The 18636-nt window shown below is 63.4% G+C and carries 12 protein-coding genes and 1 pseudogene; 12 read left to right on the forward strand and 1 reads right to left on the reverse strand.

Translation table 11 applies throughout. The annotated features are described in order from the left end of the window. From FBR05_10830 to FBR05_10880, 11 genes and pseudogenes are all read left to right on the forward strand, one after another. Positions 1 to 615 (forward strand): tRNA (adenosine(37)-N6)-dimethylallyltransferase MiaA (locus FBR05_10830; protein MDL1872685.1); only part of this gene is annotated, 615 nt, incomplete at its 5' end. Positions 616 to 881: 266 nt separating this feature from the next. Further along, positions 882 to 5954, forward strand: a complete 5073-nt coding sequence (locus FBR05_10835; protein ID MDL1872686.1) for a hypothetical protein — start codon at positions 882 to 884, stop codon at positions 5952 to 5954. Positions 5955 to 6193: 239 nt separating this feature from the next. Beyond that, positions 6194 to 6739 carry a ubiquinol-cytochrome c reductase iron-sulfur subunit gene (locus tag FBR05_10840; protein MDL1872687.1) on the forward strand — a complete coding sequence of 182 codons (546 nt, stop codon included), beginning with the start codon at positions 6194 to 6196 and terminating at the stop codon, positions 6737 to 6739. 47 nt (positions 6740 to 6786) lie between these two features. Then, complete coding sequence (locus tag FBR05_10845) at positions 6787 to 7575, forward strand: DUF4405 domain-containing protein (GenBank protein ID MDL1872688.1); 789 nt, start codon at positions 6787 to 6789, stop codon at positions 7573 to 7575. A gap of 22 nt (positions 7576 to 7597) precedes the next feature. Continuing rightward, entirely contained in the window at positions 7598 to 8398 is an 801-nt protein-coding gene (locus FBR05_10850; protein MDL1872689.1) for a cytochrome C, read from the forward strand. Between the two features lie 8 nt (positions 8399 to 8406). Beyond that, positions 8407 to 11052 carry a c-type cytochrome gene (locus tag FBR05_10855; GenBank protein ID MDL1872690.1) on the forward strand — a complete coding sequence of 882 codons (2646 nt, stop codon included), beginning with the start codon at positions 8407 to 8409 and terminating at the stop codon, positions 11050 to 11052. Positions 11053 to 11153: 101 nt separating this feature from the next. Further along, a complete protein-coding gene (locus FBR05_10860) occupies positions 11154 to 12008 on the forward strand; it encodes a TonB-dependent receptor (protein ID MDL1872691.1) in 855 nt (284 codons plus the stop codon). A 107-nt stretch (positions 12009 to 12115) separates the two neighbouring features. Further along, positions 12116 to 13072: a heme A synthase gene (locus tag FBR05_10865; protein MDL1872692.1), complete on the forward strand. Its 957-nt coding sequence runs from the start codon at positions 12116 to 12118 to the stop codon at positions 13070 to 13072. Between the two features lie 8 nt (positions 13073 to 13080). Then, entirely contained in the window at positions 13081 to 13962 is an 882-nt protein-coding gene (gene cyoE, locus FBR05_10870; GenBank protein ID MDL1872693.1) for a protoheme IX farnesyltransferase, read from the forward strand. Further along, on the forward strand, positions 13878 to 14582 hold the full coding sequence (locus FBR05_10875) for an SCO family protein (protein ID MDL1872694.1): 705 nt from the start codon (positions 13878 to 13880) through the stop codon (positions 14580 to 14582). The genes cyoE and FBR05_10875 overlap by 85 nt, the downstream gene beginning before the upstream one ends. Then, positions 14579 to 14998 (forward strand): annotated as a pseudogene (locus tag FBR05_10880) (DUF420 domain-containing protein). The gene FBR05_10875 and the pseudogene FBR05_10880 overlap by 4 nt, the downstream one beginning before the upstream one ends. A gap of 85 nt (positions 14999 to 15083) precedes the next feature. Here FBR05_10880 and FBR05_10885 read toward each other — a convergent pair. Next, positions 15084 to 16268, reverse strand: coding sequence for an MFS transporter (locus FBR05_10885; protein MDL1872695.1), 1185 nt, complete (start codon positions 16266 to 16268; stop codon positions 15084 to 15086). A gap of 548 nt (positions 16269 to 16816) precedes the next feature. On the opposite strand from FBR05_10885, the gene FBR05_10890 reads away from it, so the two are divergent. Further along, on the forward strand, positions 16817 to 18636 hold a 1820-nt coding region (locus tag FBR05_10890), incomplete at its 3' end, for a hypothetical protein (GenBank protein ID MDL1872696.1).

Below are 18636 nucleotides of genomic sequence, written 5' to 3' on the forward strand. Positions count from 1 at the left end.
GGGCTCTACCTGAAGGCCCTGCTCGAGGGGCTCGACCGGCTCCCTCCGCGCGACCCCGAAATCCGGCGGCGCCTCCAAGCGGAGGCCGCCCGCCTCGGCCCCGAGGCGCTCCACCAAAGGCTGCGCGCGATCGACCCCGAAAGCGCGGCTCGGATCAGCCCCCGCGACCCGAACCGCCTGGTACGCTACCTGGAGATCGCCGAGCTCAGCGGCCGTCCGCCCGCGGAGCTGCTCACCCGCCGGCGCCCGCCGGTCTTGCGTTTCCCGACCGAAACCTATTGGCTCCGCGGCGAGCGCGAGCTATTGCGGCGGCGCATCGCCGAGCGGGTCGACGAGATGCTGGCCTCGGGCTGGTTGGAAGAGGTGAGGGCGCTGCTCGCGCGCGGGATCGACCCGCGGCGCTTGGAGATCCGCCCCATCGGCTACGCCGAGTTGGCCGAGGTCGTCCTAGGGGGGAAGGCCTTGGAGGAGGCCCGGGCGGAGATCGTCGCGCGTACCCAGGCCTACGCCAAGCGCCAGGAGACCTTTTTCCGGGGCCAGTTCAGCCACGCCGCCTATCAGGGCGGCGGCAGCCGTCTGCGGATCCTCCCGACTTATCCACAGGCAATTTCCTGATTTCTAAAGGGAAAATTCACAACCTTGGCGGCTTCGGGACGATAAATATCGAGGGGAGATAGGGGTTTTCCGTTCAGGGATATGGAAGACGTGTTTGGGGTCCTGCCAAGAACGGTAAAACCTAATTAAAACATATAGATGCGGACAAGCGGCGAGGGTTCGCGCCGGGCGTCCGTGGGGCACACATGACACCACCAGGGGCACCTCAGGGTAAGGGTGTATCCGGGAAACCCAGTCTTTCCTTGGAGACCCTGCCAGAACTTTGCGTGACGGTTCCGACCCTTTTTCAAGGGCCCGGGGACCTCTCCGCCCCCGACTTGCAGCGGCCGCTCTTTTGGGCGGAGCGCCAGCACGGGGAGATGCTGCGCCAGGCCCTGACGCTGCCCCGCACCCCGCCGTTTTACCTCTCGGCCTTTTTCCGCAGCAACCGGGACCCTTCCTCCCCTTATCTCATCAAGACGGATGTCTTTCCCCGTCTCCCGGTCCAGGGGAACTTCCATGCCCTCACCTACGACTCCGAGGCCGCCCGCTACCGCCTGATCCACGAGCTCTCCCTCAACCTGCGCAACGCGGAGGGCCAGTTCGCCGACCTGAAGCGCAGGCAGAAGGAGCTGCACGGCTCGCTGGAGAAGCTCACGGCCTGGGCGATCAAGCCCGCCGATGCGCGCAGCGAGTCCGAAGCGCGCGGGATCGAGGCCGAGAAGCGAAAGGTCAAAAAGATCGTGCAGGAGATGCGCCAGATCCTCGACGGGCTGGGCGTCCCCGTCCAGGCGCTGGAACGCTGGGCCCTGCAGGACGGCAAGGACAAGGCGGTTTCGCGGGAGGCGGCCTTGGACATCGTCTTCCAACTCTACCGCGCCAACGAGACGGTCTCCCGAGGCTTTCCCGCCGCCGAGGTGGACCCCGCCTACGAATTTTTGCGTCGCACCGACGCGCGGCGCTTCCAAAGCTCCGTCCCCGAGGGGCTGAGCTTCGGCGTCGCCGTTCTCGACCTGAACGTCACCGGCCCCAACGCAGTCAACCGGGACTTGGGCGAGATCGTGCTCGAGCAGACCTATGAGGCCTTGAAGCATCACTTCCAGGGCTCGGTGGTCTCCAAGGGGACCCGCACCAATTTTCGCGTCGTCAACCCCGAAGGCAAGCTGCTGACGCAAGAGGCCTTGCTCAAGCTGGAGGCGGACATCCACGGCCGCATCGCCAAGGCGGCCGAGGCCTCCGGAAACGAGACCTGGAAGCGCTTCGTGGACAAGTACCACGTGGGGCTGACCGCCGGCTACGCCGAGGTCCAGTTTCGGCCCGAGGACGTCCGGATCGGTTCCGGCGGTGTCTACGAAATGGAGAGCGTCAACGAGCTGTTGAAAAAGGTCGATCACGCCTTCCGCCTGGCCAACGCCCGAAGCCAGGAGATGACCCTCAGGTTGAAGGAAGAGGAGGCGCAAAAGGACTTGAGTAAGGCCGAGCGCCTGCACTACGGGCAGATCGCGATCTCGGACTTGAACGGCATTCCCGAGGGTCGCTACCTCGAGCCGGGCGAGGAGGGCGCCGCCAAACGGGCCCCGGTCCGTCTCGTCCACAATATTCGCGGCCTGCTGGAGGGCCTGAAGCCCATTCGAACTTATTTGAACAATGCCGAACGCTTCGCGGAAGACCCCTTGGGCAAGCCGGACCTGCTCAAGGACGTCCTGCTCGCCGACAAGGCCGCGCCCAGCGTCCTCGAGGGCGTCGCGGAGCAATATTATTCCGTCGCCTACGACGTCTCGCACGACCTGCGCATGCCGCGGCTGATCGAGCGCTCCTTCGCGGCCGAACGCGTCGACACCGTGATCCGCGAGACGGGCGGGGCGCACCTGATGTTCGTCGAGCTGGGCCAGTTCTACAGCTTCGTCAGGTCCTGGTACGGCGGCAACGAGGACCGTTACGTCCACGAGCTGATCTACGAATTCAACAAGGTGATGGTCCGGAAAGGCTTGGTGCAGATGCATCCCGCCAACCAGGCCGCCTTGCTCGACGAATCCAACCATATCGCCGTCGACCCAAAGACCGGCCAGTATTTCAAGCTGAGCGGGCAGAATCCTGACTCGGTGTCGGGGATTCGGATCCTCCCCGGCCACGGCACCGCTTTTCCTGTCGGCAGCGAGGTGGTTCTGGCGATGCGGGATGGCGACGAACTGGGCTTCATCGTCGGGGACAAGAAGGCCGACGGGACGCCGGTCACCAAGGAGGACTTGAAAGACACCTTCAAGGAATTCGAAAAGATCATCCAGAAACATTACGGCCACATGTTCATCGACGACATCGAGAAGGTCGGCGCCGACAAGGTGCGAACCCCGAAGTGGCAGCGCCTGGTCTTTCAAAACGGCAAGGTCGGCAAGCACGTCATCGCCGAGAAGGGCATCCGCATGCAGGAGGCGGACGTCACGGCGGACTTCACCGGCTGGGTGGTCGATTACGAGCCGATCAAAGAGGGCGTGGGTCCCGAAGTTCCAGAGAGCGAGCGCGCGGCCAAGGAAGCCTCCGACGTCGTGGTGGGCCGAAAGGCACGCTGGCGCTATTTCGAGAACGGCGAGGTGACCAACAAGGTCTTCTCAGGCGAGACCTTCCACGTCTCGAACAAGGGCAGGACCCTGCCGGCCCTGACTTTCCCGAAAGAGATTCAAGAGGCGGTTCCGGAGCTGCTGCGCGAGCCGATCCTCGCCAAGGCGCAGACCCGGCTGAGCGCGGGTTTCGTCAGCGTCGACCTGCAGAGCGGGGCCCAGCTCGACCAGGCCTGGAAAGACGCCAACGACATTTCCAAGAAGTCCAAGGAAAAGGGCGGCGAGCCGATTTTCATCGACGCCAAGCCTAGCGTCGGCCACAAACCGGCCGGGCACGAGTACGACAAGCACATCTCCGGTTCCCGCAGCCTGGAGGTGGCGGAATACTTCAAGGACTACGCCAAGCCCGGCGAGCCTCCCGCCGGAAAACCCATGAGCGCCGAGCTGAAGAAGTTAGTCTCCGAGCACGGCGGGGAGTTGGCTCGGCTCACCGACCCGATGAAGCCGAAGAGCTTCGAGCGTCAGATCCTCCGCCTGGTCAAGGCGCAAGTCAAAGCGGCTGAGGTCCAAGAAAAACTTGGCGCCGAGATCGAGGCGCAATTGAAAGAGGCGGGTGCCCTGGCGCGGGTTCGCGACGCGCTGGCGGCGGCCCAGCTTTTGAAACGGGAGGGCCTGAGCCTCGACTACCGCGGCGTCGGTCCCGCGCTGTGGACGGCGTTGCAAGCGGGGGAGAAGGCCCTGGGCGACGGCGAGGCGAAGGATCTGCTGCGCGAGAACAAGGCCCGCTTCGTCAAGCGCTACATCCAGCAGACCGGCGAGATGCCTCCCCAGGAGGTCCTCGCGGAGGCGCGAAAGTTCATCGATCCGCGCTCGGTGTTCATCCCCGAGGAGATCTTTTCCCTGGCGAAGCAGCACGGCGTCGCCCCCGAACGGGTGCCCTTCCTAGTCGCCGGACTCAAGGCCGACGAGATCCGCAAGCGGGGACAGGAGGCCTTCCGCGGGCTCAATTTCGAGGATTTGAAAAAGCTGGCCGACAGCCCCGAGGGACAGGCCTTCCTCAAGAATCCGAAGAACGCCATGCTGCTTCAGGATACCCTCTCGTCGCGGCTCGCCTTCCAGGGGGTGCCCTTGGCGACCTCGATGGCGACGATATTTCCTGCCGAGATGCTCTCCAGGTACCTGGCCGAGAAGGTCGGGGCCGAGTTGGGCCTGAGCCGGGTCGAGGTCGAAGAGCTCAAATTCGGGATGACCCTCTATTTCGTCCACTCCCTCAACATCACCGCCGGCGGGGCCTGGGAGGTGGTGATGAACCGGGCCGTCACGGAGCGCGCCCTGGTCCGCACCACCGGCGCGGAGGGGATGAAATCCCTCGCGGAGGTCCTGAAGCACCGCGTGAACGGCGGTATTCTGCTGGGCAGCCGGCTGGCGGGGCAGGAGGTGGTCAGCGTCGGCCTGAAGACGGGCAATTCGCTCGGCAAGGCCCTCGGCGAGGGCATCCTGGAGAAGTGGGGCTGGCGGACCGCCGCGGAAGGCTTTAGCTGGAAACTGGCAGGTTGGCAGATGCTTTCCGGCACGGCCCGAGTTCCCTTCAACTTGCTTCGGACCATGGGTCCCGGCTACCTCTCGGCGACTCTGTTCGACCGCAGCGTCGGGATCTGGCTGAAGCCCGACCACCCCGTCCGGAAGTGGGGCTCCTTCGTCGCCTTCTTCGGCCCCGACCTGGCTCGTCTGGCGCTCGGATCCTCCCGGATCGCCGCCTCGCCGATCTTGAGCCGGGCGGGCACGCTCTTCACCCGGGCCGGCAACGGCCTGCTCGCGGTCGCCATCTTCAATTACGGCATGCGGCGACTGACCGTGGACGGCGATTACGAGGCCTGGGTCAACCGGCGCGTCACCGACGAGGTCTACGACCGCAACGTCTACAACTTCGGCTCCCAGCCTTGGTACGAGGTGCCGATTTCGGGCATTCGCGCCGGCGCCCGCTGGCTGGCGCCCGACGCTATGGAGTGGGCGGTCGGCCAGGTCGATAACAAGGATATCCGCAAGCGGATCTTGGGCGAGGACCTGGCCAATTCCCGGCAGATCACCGAGGGCATGAAAGAGTTGATCCCCAAGCTGATGGCCCTCCCCGTGTCCTTCCCGGTGAACGACGCGACTTCCTATCTTCGCCTCGACTTCTCGGCCTTGACGAAGCCGATCGAGCTGAGCGCCAAGGAACAGGAGTTGATGAAGAAGATGGGCGAGGCGAAAGGGGAATTGCCCGAGGAGGCCTTCGCCGGCATGGGCGGGGAGGAGAGGGAGGCGAGCCTCCTGCGGATCCAGAACTACCAAATCCAGCAAGGTGCCCGCTATCTTCTCGCCGTTCGCCAGCCGGAGAACGAATGGGCCCGCAAGTTTTTCAACGACGACGGAACGCTGCAAGTGGGCAACGGCGAGGCCTTGCTCGAACACCTACTGCCCGCCAAGCCGGGCGAGCCCGGCGCGGTTGAGAAGATCCTGACTTCGCGCAAGGTGATGGTGGCCTTGGCCATCTTCGACGGGCAGAAGACCTTCCGCGGCCACAGTACCGAAGACCTGGGACGCATCGCCGGTATCGTCGACGAGAACCGGAAATACGTCCTCTCCGCTCCCGTCTACGCGGGTCTGTCCCTTTATAACGCCCAGGCCCACGAAACGAAGGCCGAACGCTCCCTGGAACGCGTCCAGGAGCTGATCGGCAAACTGCAAGTCGCCTACCTCAAGGCCGAGGAGAAGGACCGCGCCAAGTACCTCGAGGCCCTCCGTTGCCTGGGCGTCGAGCCCTAGTTTTCCCGCCTTTTCCACGAATCCTTCGATTTTAGACCGCCCGCCCGCCGCACCGTATCATCGCCCGGTTTTTACAGGGCTTTTCTCTTGACAGTCGGAGGCCCTTGAGTATGATGCGCGCGCCTGTTAAGAGCTAGGGTGAATCAAGCGTAATTGGTTGATTATATTGAATTGTTTGGGGCGGTGTCCCCGGACGTGAAAGGCTGTGCGACGCAGCAGAACTCTTTGGGAAGGTCTCAATGGCTGGAGAAGCGACGATACCGGGAAGCGAAAGGGTCGCCCCGAAAAAGGGCAAAGACAATCTCTGGACAATAAGAAATTTCCTCGGCTTCGCCGGGTGGGCCGCCTTCGGTGCCTTCATGACGGCCCTGCTGCTTTCCTTCCTCCGCTTCCTTTATCCCCGAGTCCTTTTTGAACCCTCTCCCGTCGTCAAGGTCGGCCGTCCCGAAGAATACCTGATCGGAGAGGTCTCCGAAAAATACAAAGAGAGCAATCGCCTGTGGATGGTGCGCAACGAGGAGGGCATCTACGCCCTCTTGGCCATCTGCACCCACCTGGGCTGCACCCCGCGCTGGCTCGCTACCGAGAAGAAATTCAAGTGCCCTTGCCACGGCTCCGGCTTCAAGATGAACGGCGTCAACTTCGAGGGCCCCGCGCCGCGCCCCCTGGAGCGCGTGAAGATTTCCTTGGATCCCGACGGCATCATCCTCGTCGACAAATCCAAGACGTACCGTTTCGAAAAAGGCGAGTGGGACGCCCCCGATGCCTTCCTGAAACTCTCTTAAGCTTCTTGCGGCCGAGGTCCGCCGGCCTGAATTTTAGGTGACTCCTTATGAAAGACAAAATTCAAGATATCCAAGAGACCATCGTCAAGAGCTCGGTGTGGAAGTCGGTCTTCCGGCACGGCTACGCCGACACCCCCCGCAACCGCATCCTGATGGTCGCCAGCAATGTCTTCCTGCACCTTCATCCGTCCAAGCTGCGCCGCCACGGCCTGACCCTGCGCTATACTTGGTGCGCGGGCGGATTGACCTTCTTCTTCTTCCTAGTCACCGTCGTCACCGGCGTCCTGTTGATGTTCTACTACCGGCCCGTCGCCGAGTACGCCTACAACGACATGAAATACCTTCAATTCGACATCCCCTTCGGGATGGTCACCCGCAACATGCACCGCTGGGCCGCCCACGCCATGGTCATCATGGTCATGCTGCACATGTTCCGCGTCTTCATGACGGGCTCGTACAAGCCGCCCCGCGAGTTTAACTGGGTGGTCGGCGTGCTCCTGCTGACCCTGACCCTGCTGCTCTCCTTCACCGGCTACCTGCTGCCCTGGGACCAGCTCTCCATCTGGGCGGTCACCGTCGGCACCAACATGGCCCGCGCGACGCCGCTGCTCGGCGCCGAGGGACCGATGGCCGAGCAGGTCGCGGCCCTGACCGGCGTGGCGACGCCGCGCTACGACGCGCGCAGCCTGCTGACCGCCGGCACCGTGGTCGGCGCGCCGACCCTGCTGCGCTTTTACGTCTTGCATTGCATCTTCATCCCGATCGTCGCGGCGCTGCTCATGATCGTGCATTTCTGGCGCGTGCGTAAGGACGGGGGCATTTCCGGACCGATGTAAGGCCGGCTTAAAGGATTCCACCATGGCTGATATCAAGGACGCTTCGGAGATCCCCGAAGTCATCGACCCGAAAACCGACAAAGTCCATACCTGGCCCCATCTGGTGAGGGTCGAGTTCATTTGCGGTCTCCTGGCCTTCATGGGCTTGTTGATCTGGTCGCTGGTGCTGGACGCCCCTCTCGAAGAGCCCGCGGATCCGACCAAGACGCCCAACCCCTCCAAGGCCCCCTGGTACTTTTTGGGCCTGCAGGAGATCCTGGTTTATTTCGATCCTTGGATGGCCGGCGTCGTTCTGCCTTCATTGATCATCGTCGGTCTGATGGTGATCCCCTACATCGACATCAACCCGAAGGGTAACGGTTACTATACCTGGAAAGAGCGCAAGTTCGCCGTCGCTAATTTCTGCTTCGGCTTCCTGATCCTCTGGGTGGCCTTGATCATCGTCGGTGTCTTCCTGCGCGGCCCGGGTTGGAACTTCTTCGCCCCCTGGCAGGAGTGGGATTCGCACAAGGTCGTCGCCCTCACCAATATCGACCTCAATATTTTGATCGCCGACCTGACGGGCCTGGACATCCTGCGCAATCCGGTGGTCGCCGCGATCTTCGGGATGGGCCTGGTGGGCGCCTACTACGCGATCATTCCGATTTATTGGAAATTGAAGGTGAAGAAGTCCAAGATTCTCCAGGAATTGGGGCCGGTCCGCTACGGGATCACGGCCTTCCTGTTTCTGACGATGATGGCCCTGCCGATCAAGATGATCCTGCGCTGGACCCTCAACATCAAATACATCGTCCAACTTCCCTGGATTAACTTGAATATTTAGGAGCCGGTATGGCGCTTGCGGGCCGAGAGAGATCGTATAGTTTTGTCTGGTTCTTGCTGGGAGGGGCCCTGATGGTCTTGACGGCCTGGTACGTCTACGACGAGGCCATCGGACGCCGCACCTGGAAGCAATATGCCGCCGAATGGACCCGGCTCGAGACCAAGCGCATCGAAGAAGAGATCGCCAAGGAGATGAAGGGCATCGACCCGAAGAAGCTCAAGCAGATCGAGCTGGAAAGGGAGAAGGCCCAGCAGGCCCTGGAAAGCCAAGAGTTCGCGGACCTGCAAGAAGAGCTCAAGCGCAAGCAGATCGAACTGGACGTCGCCAACCAGGACCTACAATTCGCCAAGGCCGACCACGACGAGCTCTTCTACCAGTGGAAGCACGCCCAGCACGAGGGGCAGGATTTTTCCGGATACAAGAAGCGCTACGACGAGCTGGACGCCAAAATCAAGAAGCTGAACGAAGTCCAGATCCAGAAAGAAGAGGCCTTCCTCGCCGTCCAAGAGAAGATCAACCAATTCAAAAACAAGCTCAAGGATCTCGACGCCCAAAAGGCGGCGCTCACCAAGAAGGTCGACGCCCTGCAGAAGCAGTTGAAGGGCGTCCAGGATCGCGGCGCCCCGATCGAGCAGTACGTGTTGGACGATCTCGGCAAGGCCGGCCCGGTCAATTGGGGCACCGTCGACCGCTGCACCAGCTGCCACATTCCGGTCCTCAAGCCCGGTTACGAGAAGCTTAAAGAGCCCTTCCGGACGCATTCCAACTTAAATGAGATCTTCAACAACCACCCCGTCGAAGATTACGGCTGCGTCACCTGCCACGGCGGGCAGGGGCGAGCTACGCAGATCAAGCATAAGCCGATGGAAAAGGGGGACTACCCCCACGGCTTCGAGCACCACTGGAAAACGCCCTTGCTGCGCGGGGACTTCGTCCAGTCCAGCTGCAACAAGTGCCATGTCCAGCAGCTGAACCTCGACTTGGCGCCGGTCTACACCCAGGGCAAGCAGCTCTTCCTCGAATACGGCTGCATCAACTGCCACACCGTGAAGGGTCTCGAGTGGGCTCCGAAGTCGGGACCCGACCTCGGCAAAATCAAGGATAAGGTTTACCCTGAGTGGTTTCTGGGCTGGGTGAAAAAGCCTACCGACTACCTGCCGCACACCAAGATGCCTCAGGTTCCGTGGAAGAACGAGCAGGACCCCGTCAAGGCCCTGGCCTACATCCTCGACAAGAGCGAGCCCTTCAATTGGAAATACGGCAAGTTCCCGGGCGGCGACGCCGCCAAGGGCAAAGAGCTTTTCAACACGGTCGGCTGCTTCGCCTGCCATAACGTCGAGGGGCAGGGCGGCGGCTCCGGTCCGGCCCTGGATCGCATCGCCGAAAAGACCACCGGCGACTGGATCTTCAACTGGATCCAAGACCCCAAGAACTGGTCGAAGGAACACCGCATGCCCAGCCTGCGCTTGACGCAAGGCGAGGCGCAGGACATCACCGCCTACTTGGTCTCCAAGGGCAAGAAACCGGACGAGGACGCCCAGCTGCGCATGGCCCTGGCCGACCCCGAAAATATCAAGGCCGGCTTCAACGTGATCAATACCTATGGCTGCTATGCCTGTCATACGATCAAGGGCTTCGAGAAGGCCTCCAATCCTTCCGTCGAGCTGACCAATTTCGCCCGCAAGGACGTCAGCGAGCTGGCCTTCGGGGACGCCAAGATCCCCGAGACCTGGGAGGCCTGGACCGACGGCAAGCTGAAAAATCCCCAGATGTACGTCGACGAGCGCTCGGACAGCTTCATGCCCAAGCCGAACATCAACGACGAGCAGCGCCACGCCTTGTTGGTCTTCCTGAAGGGGCAGGCCCCCGAGGTACTGCCCAGCAAGTACATCGCCTACGACCCCGAGATCGAGAGGGGCCGCCGCCTCGTTGAAAAATACAACTGCAAGGCCTGCCACGTGATCGAGGGCCAGGGGCAGGAAGTGGCCCAGTGGATCAAGGAGCCGAACTTCCTACCGCCCAATCTGGCCTCCACCGGGGCAAGGTTGCAGACCGACTGGATGCACGGCTTCCTGCGCAATCCGGGCGATTATCCCAAGGTCCGTCCCTGGCTGGACATTAGGATGCCGACCTTCCAGCTCTCCGAGGCCGAGCTGGAAGACCTGATCCGCTACTTCAAGAAGTACGACAAGGTCGCTGGCCTTTTCGAGGTCGTGGATCTCAAGGTCACCCCAGAGGAGGTCTCCGCCGCTCAAAAGTTGATGGGTCCGGAAAACTTCAACTGCTACAGCTGCCACATCGTGGGCAACAAGTTCCCTGAGGGCGGGCCCACCGTTTGGGCGCCCAACCTTGAATACGTCCACGCGCGGATCCGCCCGCAATGGCTCAACAAGTGGATTCGCAATCCCGCGGACCTGGTGCCGGGCACCCGGATGCCGGGGTACTACCCCGAGCCGAACAGCGGGCCCAAGGACGTCCTGGGCGGCGACGACGAGAAGCAAATCGATGCACTCGTCCACTACCTGATGACGCTGGGCAAAAAGAACGGGATTATTCAGGGCGAGACCGCCGCGCCGACGACGCCGGAGACGCAGCCCGCCGCGCAGGGCGAGAAGAAGCCCGCAGCGGCCGCGGACAAGCAGGCTCAGCTCTAAACTTGACTCGCCGAGTCAAGTTTTATAGAGCCCTGGGAGCCCATGTAGCAACAGCGCTTATTTGTGTTGACCTAATATTCTGAAAAATAAGGAGATAGGAGATGCTGAACAAAAAGTTTACGGCCCTCGCGAGCGCGCTCGCCCTGGCCTTGACGATTTCCGCCTGCGGCAAGAAGCCGGGCAGCACCACCACCGATACCGCGGCCCCCGCCGCGGACAAGAAAGAAGCGGCCGCTCCCGCGGCGCCGGCGGCCCCCGCGGCCGGCAGCGGCAGCATCAAGGGCAAGGTCAGCTTCACCGGCACCGCCCCCGAGATGCCCGAGCTGAAGCGCGAGGCCGATCCCTTCTGCGCCAAGACCAAGATGAAGGACGAAGAAGTCGTCGTCAACGCCAACGGCACGCTGAAGAACGTCGCGCTGGTTGTTCAGGGCGCCGCGGCTTCGACTCCCGAGGCCTCCGTCGTCTCGGAGATCGACCAAGTCAACTGCATGTACACCCCGCGCGTGGTCACGGCGGCCTTTGGGCAGAACGTCAAGATCGTAAACAGCGATCCTATTCTGCACAACGTCCACACCTATGCCGACACCAAGACCCTGTTCAACCGCGCCCAACCCAAGGGTTCGCCTCCCATGGACAAGACCTTCAGCAAGGATGACGGCTCGGTGATCAAGTTCAAGTGCGACGTCCATCCCTGGATGACCGGCTGGCTGGTCCTTAACGACAACGCCCTCGGCGCCGTCACCGGCGATTCCGGCGAGTTCGAAATCAAGGGCGTCCCCGCCGGCACCTACAAGATCCAGGCCTGGCACGAGAAATACGGCCCTAAGACCGTCGATGTGACCGTCGAGGCCGACAAGACCGCCGAGGCCAACTTCAGCTACGACGGCACCGAGAAGGCGGCCTATGACTTCAAGGAGGTCCATATCTCCTTGAACCACCCGGGCCACCAACACTAAGCCCAGGGCTTCGTTTTGAAATTCCAGCCCTCCGCGCAAGCGGGGGGCTTTTTTTTGCGCGGAGCTTGCCTTGACCCTGGGGGCGGCTTTTTGCTAACCAAGGCGCCATGCACGATTCTCGGCATGCCTCGCCATCCCTTCGATATCTCGCACTTTTCACCGCGCTTTTGACCTGGTTTTTGATCCTCATCGGGGGGATCGTGCACGGGACGGGATCTTCCCTGGCCTGCCCCGATTGGCCCACCTGCTACGGATCCTTCTTTCCGGAAATGAAGGGCGGGATCTTCTTCGAGCACTCCCACCGCCTTGTCGCCGCCCTGACGGGACTGTTGACCGTGATCCTGTGCATTCTGCTGTTGCGGCAAGGGAAGGGGGCTCTGAAGAAGGCGGGCGTCGCGGCGGCGGCCCTGGTGATTTTCCAGGGCATCCTCGGCGGCATCACCGTGATCTACCGCTTGCCCACCGCGGTCTCCACGGCCCACCTCGCCACCTCGATGATCTTTCTCTGCCTGGTCTCCGGCATCGCCTTCGCGTGTTTTCCGCTGCGATTTCCGGTCTCCTGCGAGTCCCTGCGCGGCTTGAAGGCCTGGCTGCTTCCGACCTTGATCCTGGTTTACCTTCAAATTGTGTTGGGCGCCTTGGTACGGCACACGGGCGCCGGGCTCGCCTGTCTCGACATCCCCCTTTGCCGGGGCAGTCTCTGGCCGGAGGGCGCGCCGCCGATCCTTCAGGTGCACATGCTGCATCGCCTGGCGGGCGCCTTGGTCGGCCTCGTCGTGCTCGCGACTTCCTGGCGCGCCTATCGCGCGAGCGAGGGATTTCCCGCGCTGCGCTTTATGGCCGTCGCCGCGCCGTTCTTGGTTCTGTTACAGATCGGCCTCGGCCTCTGGAGCGTGCATTCCGCCCTGGGGCTGTTTCCCGTGACGGCGCATCTCGGCGTCGGGGCCCTGCTCTTGGTGGTTTTCTTCCTGATGAACCTCGGCGTGATCCTGGCCCGGCGCGGGACCGCGGGAGGGGAGGCGAGGGGGGCCGTTGCGGAGGGCCTTCGTCCCTCCACGGTATAGGAACCGGCATGAAGGCCCAGGCCCAGCTCTCCACCCATACCCTGGTCGACGTCGTGACCCTGGTGAAGCCGCGGATCACGCTGCTCACGATCATCACGGCCGCGGCCGGCATCCACCTGGCGCCTGGTTCGGCCGACTGGAGCTTGATCCTGGTGGCCTGCGCCGGCATCGCGCTATTGGTCGGGGGGGCGAACGCCCTCAACATGTTCCTCGAGCGCGACACCGATCTCTTGATGAAGCGCACGCAGAACCGCCCGCTGCCGGGAAAGCGGCTCAGCCCCGATTTCGTCCTGGGCTTCGGGAGCCTGCTGATCGGCGTCTCGATTCCCCTGCTCACCTATTACGTCAATCCGCTGACCGGCGCCTTGGGCGCGCTTTCCTTGGTCAGCTACGTCCTGTTCTACACGCCGCTCAAGCGCAAGTCCGCGACGGCGCTCTGGGTGGGGGCGGTGCCCGGCGCGATGCCGCCCCTGCTGGGCTGGACGGCGGTGACCGGGTCGATCGGCCTGCCGGCGCTGGTGCTGTTTGCGATCATCTTCTTTTGGCAGATCCCGCATTTTCTGGCGATCGGCCTGTTCCGCAAGGAGGAGTACGCCCGCGCGGGGATCCGCATCTACACCCTCGAGGCGAGCGACCGCGACATCCTCTTCCAGATCGTCATGAACACCGTGGCCCTGTTCGCGGTCAGCCTGCTCTTGATCCCGCTGCACGTCACGGGAACGCCCTATTTGATCGCCGCGCTGGTCTTGGGCGGCGCCTTCCTCGGCTATGCGCTGTTGGGCTTTCGCAACGGTTTGAACGAGGAATGGGCGCGCCGCCTCTTCCTGATCTCACTGGTCTATCTCACCGCCCTCTTCACCGTCCTGTTCTTCGATGGAGGATCCTCATGAAGCCGCGTTGGATGTTTTTGCTCTTCGCCCTCGCTCTGGGCGCCTGCCAGCGTCCGGAGCTGCCGGTCTTGGGGAATATCCCCGAATTCCGACTCACGACCCAGGACGATAAGCCCTTCGGCCACGAGGACATGAAGGGCAAGGTCTGGGTTGCCAATTTCATCTTCACCTCCTGCGGCGGGGCCTGCCCGATGATGACCGAGCGGATGAAGAAAAACATCCAGGCGCCCTTGCTCGAAATGGCCGCCGGAAATCCGGATTTTTCCGCACGGATCGTCTCCTTCAGCGTCGATCCGGAACGGGACAAGCCGCAGGTCCTGGCCGACTACGCCAAGACCCACGGCGCCGACCTGCGCTACTGGACCTTCCTCACCGGGCCGCTTCAGGACGTGACGAAGACCGTGGTCGAGGGCTTCAAGATCAGCATGGGTAAGGTCCCGGCGGCGACGCCCCGGGCCCAAGGGGGAGCTGACGACGAGATCTGGGAGATCGTCCACGGGGAGCAGTTTTTATTGATCGACGCGCAGGGCCGGATCCGCGGCTTCTACTCCTCCGAGGGTCAGGGCCTGCGCAAACTATTGGCCGACCTGCGCGGCCTGCTGAAAGGAAAGACCTCATGAGTTGGGGAGATCGCCTGGCCGCCTTGAACGCCACGCTCAACGCGACCGCCGCTGTCTTGCTCTTTTTGGGATGTAGGGCGGTCCGCGCCGGCAAGGTGGCCCGCCACCGCGCCTTTATGGCATCGGCCTTCCTGGTGTCGGCCCTGTTTCTCGTTTCCTACTTGACCCGCTTCTACCTGACGGGGACCCACCGTTATCCGGGTACCGGGGCGATGCGGACTATTTACTTGAGCGTCCTGCTCACCCATACCGTGTTGGCTGCGGCCGTGCCCTTTTTGGCGATCCGCACCATCTACCTGGCCCTCAAGGACCGCGTCGCCGCCCATCGGAAGATCGCCAGGATCACCTAGCCGCTCTGGATGTACGTCTCGGTGACGGGCGTCCTGATCTACTTTATGCTCTACCACTGGGCCTGATTCGATATGGCCCGTGTTTCCCATGGACGATCTGAGGGGTTAAAATATTGAGCCGTCCGCGGCGGGGAATCTGCAATGTTAAGGATTACAAGACCTCGGCCGGCAGCGGCTCGCGGGCGGATTGCTTCGCGTCCCGCACCGGGATGTTGAGGCTGAGCAGGAAGACCGCGCCCAAGAGCCCGCAGGCCAGGAAGAAGGGGAAGGCCGGGTTGCGGTCGTAGAGGACGCCGGCCAAGACCGGCCCGGCGACGCGTGCCAGCGAGGCGCTGGCCTGGAAGGTGCCCATCACCGAACCGTGCAGGCTATCGTCGCCGCCGCGCGAGACGAGGCTCATCAGCGAGGGCTGACTGATGCCGCGGCCCACCGACGAGACCGCCAGCGGGATCAACAGCAGGGCCACGCTGGGGCTTTCGGGAATCAGGACGAAGGCCGCGGAGAGACAGACGCTTCCGACCGTCAGCAGCCGTTTTTCCCCGAAGCGCATCACCAGCCGTTTGATCAGGCCGCCTTGGATGGCCACCATGATGAGCGCCATCAATGCCAGGATGTAGGCGACGTGCTGCGCGTCGTAGCGGAAGCGGTCGGCCATGAAGAAGGCGAAGATCGACTCGAGCTGGTTGACGCCCAAGGTGAAGAGGAAGTTGATCGCACAGAGCCGCTGCACGAGGGGAATGCGGAGCACCGCCCGCATGCCGCCGCCCCGGCCGTTGCCGCGGCGGGATTCCGATTCGCCGAGCCGGAACAGGGCGTAGACGACGTTGACCGCGCTGAGTCCGGCGGCCGTGAGGATGGGGACGTGGTAGCCGTAGACCGAGAGGGCCCCGCCCAGGGCCGGGCCCAAAATGAAGCCGATCCCGAAGGCCGCCCCGATCATGCCCATGCCCTTGGCGCGGTTTTCGGCGGTAGTGACGTCGGTGACGTAGGCGGAGGCGACGCTGATATTGGCGCCGAAGATCCCCGAAAGAATGCGGCCGGCAAAGAGCAGGACGAGGGAGTTTGCCAGGCCGAGGACCAAGAGCCCGAAGACCGATCCGGCCATCGTCAAAAGCAGGACCTTTTTCCGCCCGATGCGGTCGGAGAGCCGTCCCCAGAGCGGCGAGAAGAGGAATTGCATCGCGGCGTAGGACATCAGCAAGAGGCCCAGGACCGTCGCATTGGCTCCGTATTTTTCGGCGTAGAAGGGGAGGATCGGCACCACGATGCCGAAGCCGATCAGGTCGAGGACGACGACGCTGAACAGGATGAGGAGGGAGCTCGGGCCTTGCTTCATGGGGAAAAAATCTCCGCTGCGTCTCTCCCATGGAAGCCAGGTGAATTCAAGGGAGAAGCGGCACGGCCTAAGTCCAGGACATCCTTGACGAAGCCCTGCGAAGCGGCTATGGGACGGGCATGGAACATTTTCTCCATATCCTGTCCCTGCCCGACAATATCCCGATCATCTTCATGCTGCTGTCGGTGGTCTTTCTGACCTGGCTCTCCTTCAGCGAGGCCAAAAAAAACGACAAGCTCACCGAAGAGGGTAAGGCCGACCAAATCTACCGGCGGATGGTCGAATAGGGGCCTCGCCCCCTGGGGGGCAATTTCCTCGCAACCTTCTCCCGGCCCCCGCGATAAACCCGCGACTTTCATTCATTTAAACGTCATCCGGGGTTTCGCGGTAAGGTCATGTCCAGCGGTCATCCATTCGGGATCGGGTCCCGAAGCTCGAGCTTTACTTTAAGTTCTTTCGGAGCTCGATCTTTACTTTCAAACTCTTCTAATAATGCCAGTTCTAACGGGGTTTTTACCTCCACACATCGGGCCTGGGTTGCCTCATTTTTGCTCACCGCCACGGGGGTGGAAGAGGGGGCGGGCCGCGGCGGTCCGGCCTACTTGAGGGCCTTGCAGCGCCTCTCCGAGACGGTCACTGGAGGCACAGGCGGCCTGCGCGAGGCCTTCCGCGGCTTGGGCGCTGCCGATCAGGCGGCCCTACGGCGGCGCTTAGGGGGCGCCCTCGACGAACTGTTCGCCTTGGGGGAAGAGGCCGATCCGGAATTGTTTTACGCCGGGCTGCTCAATTTGGGCTCTCGCGCCGCCCGCGACGGCGATTCGGTCTTGAGCGGCGCCATCTATCAGGGCCTCGCGGAGGGTCCGGCGGAGATCCGCGGCTCGATGCCCGCGGCCCTGGGCCGGCGGGCCCTGGAAGAATTCAACGCCATGCGCGGGACCGGTTCCGCGGGGCGCCGCTTCGAGTACCTGGCCCGACACTTCGCGCGCGAGGCCTCGGACCCCGCCATGCTCCTCGGCATGGGCGTCGCCGGCACGGTGTTCAGTGCGACCCGGCTGGGCGTGCTCTCCCGGCTCGCCGCGCGGCCGGCCGCCTGGTGGACACGCGGTTTCGGGGCCGGCATGGCGGCGAGCGCCGCGGCCTTCCCCGCGGAGGTCCTGGCCTTCTGGGGGACGACGCGGGCCTACGGCCTGGCCGTCCGGCCCGAGACGCTGCGCTGGGACCGCGCCTCGATCGGCCACGAGTTGGCCGGCCTCGGCATCACCCTGGGCTGCCTGAAATTGTTCGGCGCCGCCTCGGGCCGGCTCTTCGACCGCGTCCACGGCATCGATCCCGTCACCGGCGCGGCGGCCCGCCTGCCGGCCTTCACCCGATTTTCACGCACGGCCTTCCAACAGCTCGGCACCCTGGGCGGCATCGCGACCGGGCATTACGCCGAGATGCGCCTGGGCCTGAGGCCGCAGGTGAGCGGCGACGTCTTTTGGACGGATGCCTTGGTCACCTTGCTGCAATTCCACGTCGGCGGGCGCCTCAGCCACGAGGTGCTGGGCCCGCGGCACGCGGCGATGATGCAGGAGATGGCCCTGCGCACTCGCCGCCTCGAGCTGCCGCGCGCGGCGACGGGGCGAAATCCCTTGCCGCCCTTCGGGGGCGCCCTGGCGATGGCGGCCGAGGGAGGAAACGTCGCGCCGAGACCCACGCGGGAAGGGCCCTCGCGGGAGCACATCCTGGAGATGTCCATCCGGAATCCGGACGAGAAAGGCGGCCCTCGGCCGGCGCAGCCGACCGCGGTGCGGGGCGGGTCCGGCACTTCCGAGCGAGCTCCCCTCGAGGCGCCTTTCAAGGCCTTGATCAACGCCCTCTACAACGAGGAGCTCTCTACCAGCGAACGCTACCGGCTCTCCCAAGAGCTGCACCAAGACCTTCCGCTCGCCCGCGAGGTGTATCTCCGGATGCGGCGGACGGGGCAGATCCCCCAGGATCGGACCTCCCACGAGGCGCCCCCCGATCTCGACGCGGTCCTGCACCGCATCAACTTGAAGCATTTCGAGGAGGTCAGCGACCGGATGCACGATTGGCACGCGCGCTTCCAGTTCCTGCAGCGGGAGCTGCGCGAACGGGTCAACCAGGGGACCAAGGCCCGGCGCCGAACGATGCGACGTCTGCTGGACAGCGTCCAGCTCAAGCTGCTTGAGACGCGGCGCTACCACCATGACGCCGAATCCTATATCGGCGACGTGAAGGGTCCGAGCCGCAAGTCGGTGTTCTCCCCCCAGCGTTACGAGAAGCTCCTGCACCGCTACAACGACATCCACGAGCGGTTGGGGCGCTACATCGAGGCCAAGCCCGAGCTGGCCAAGCTTCTGCAACG

Source organism: Deltaproteobacteria bacterium PRO3, assembly GCA_030263375.1.
Taxonomy (GTDB): domain Bacteria; phylum UBA10199; class UBA10199; order DSSB01; family DSSB01; genus DSSB01.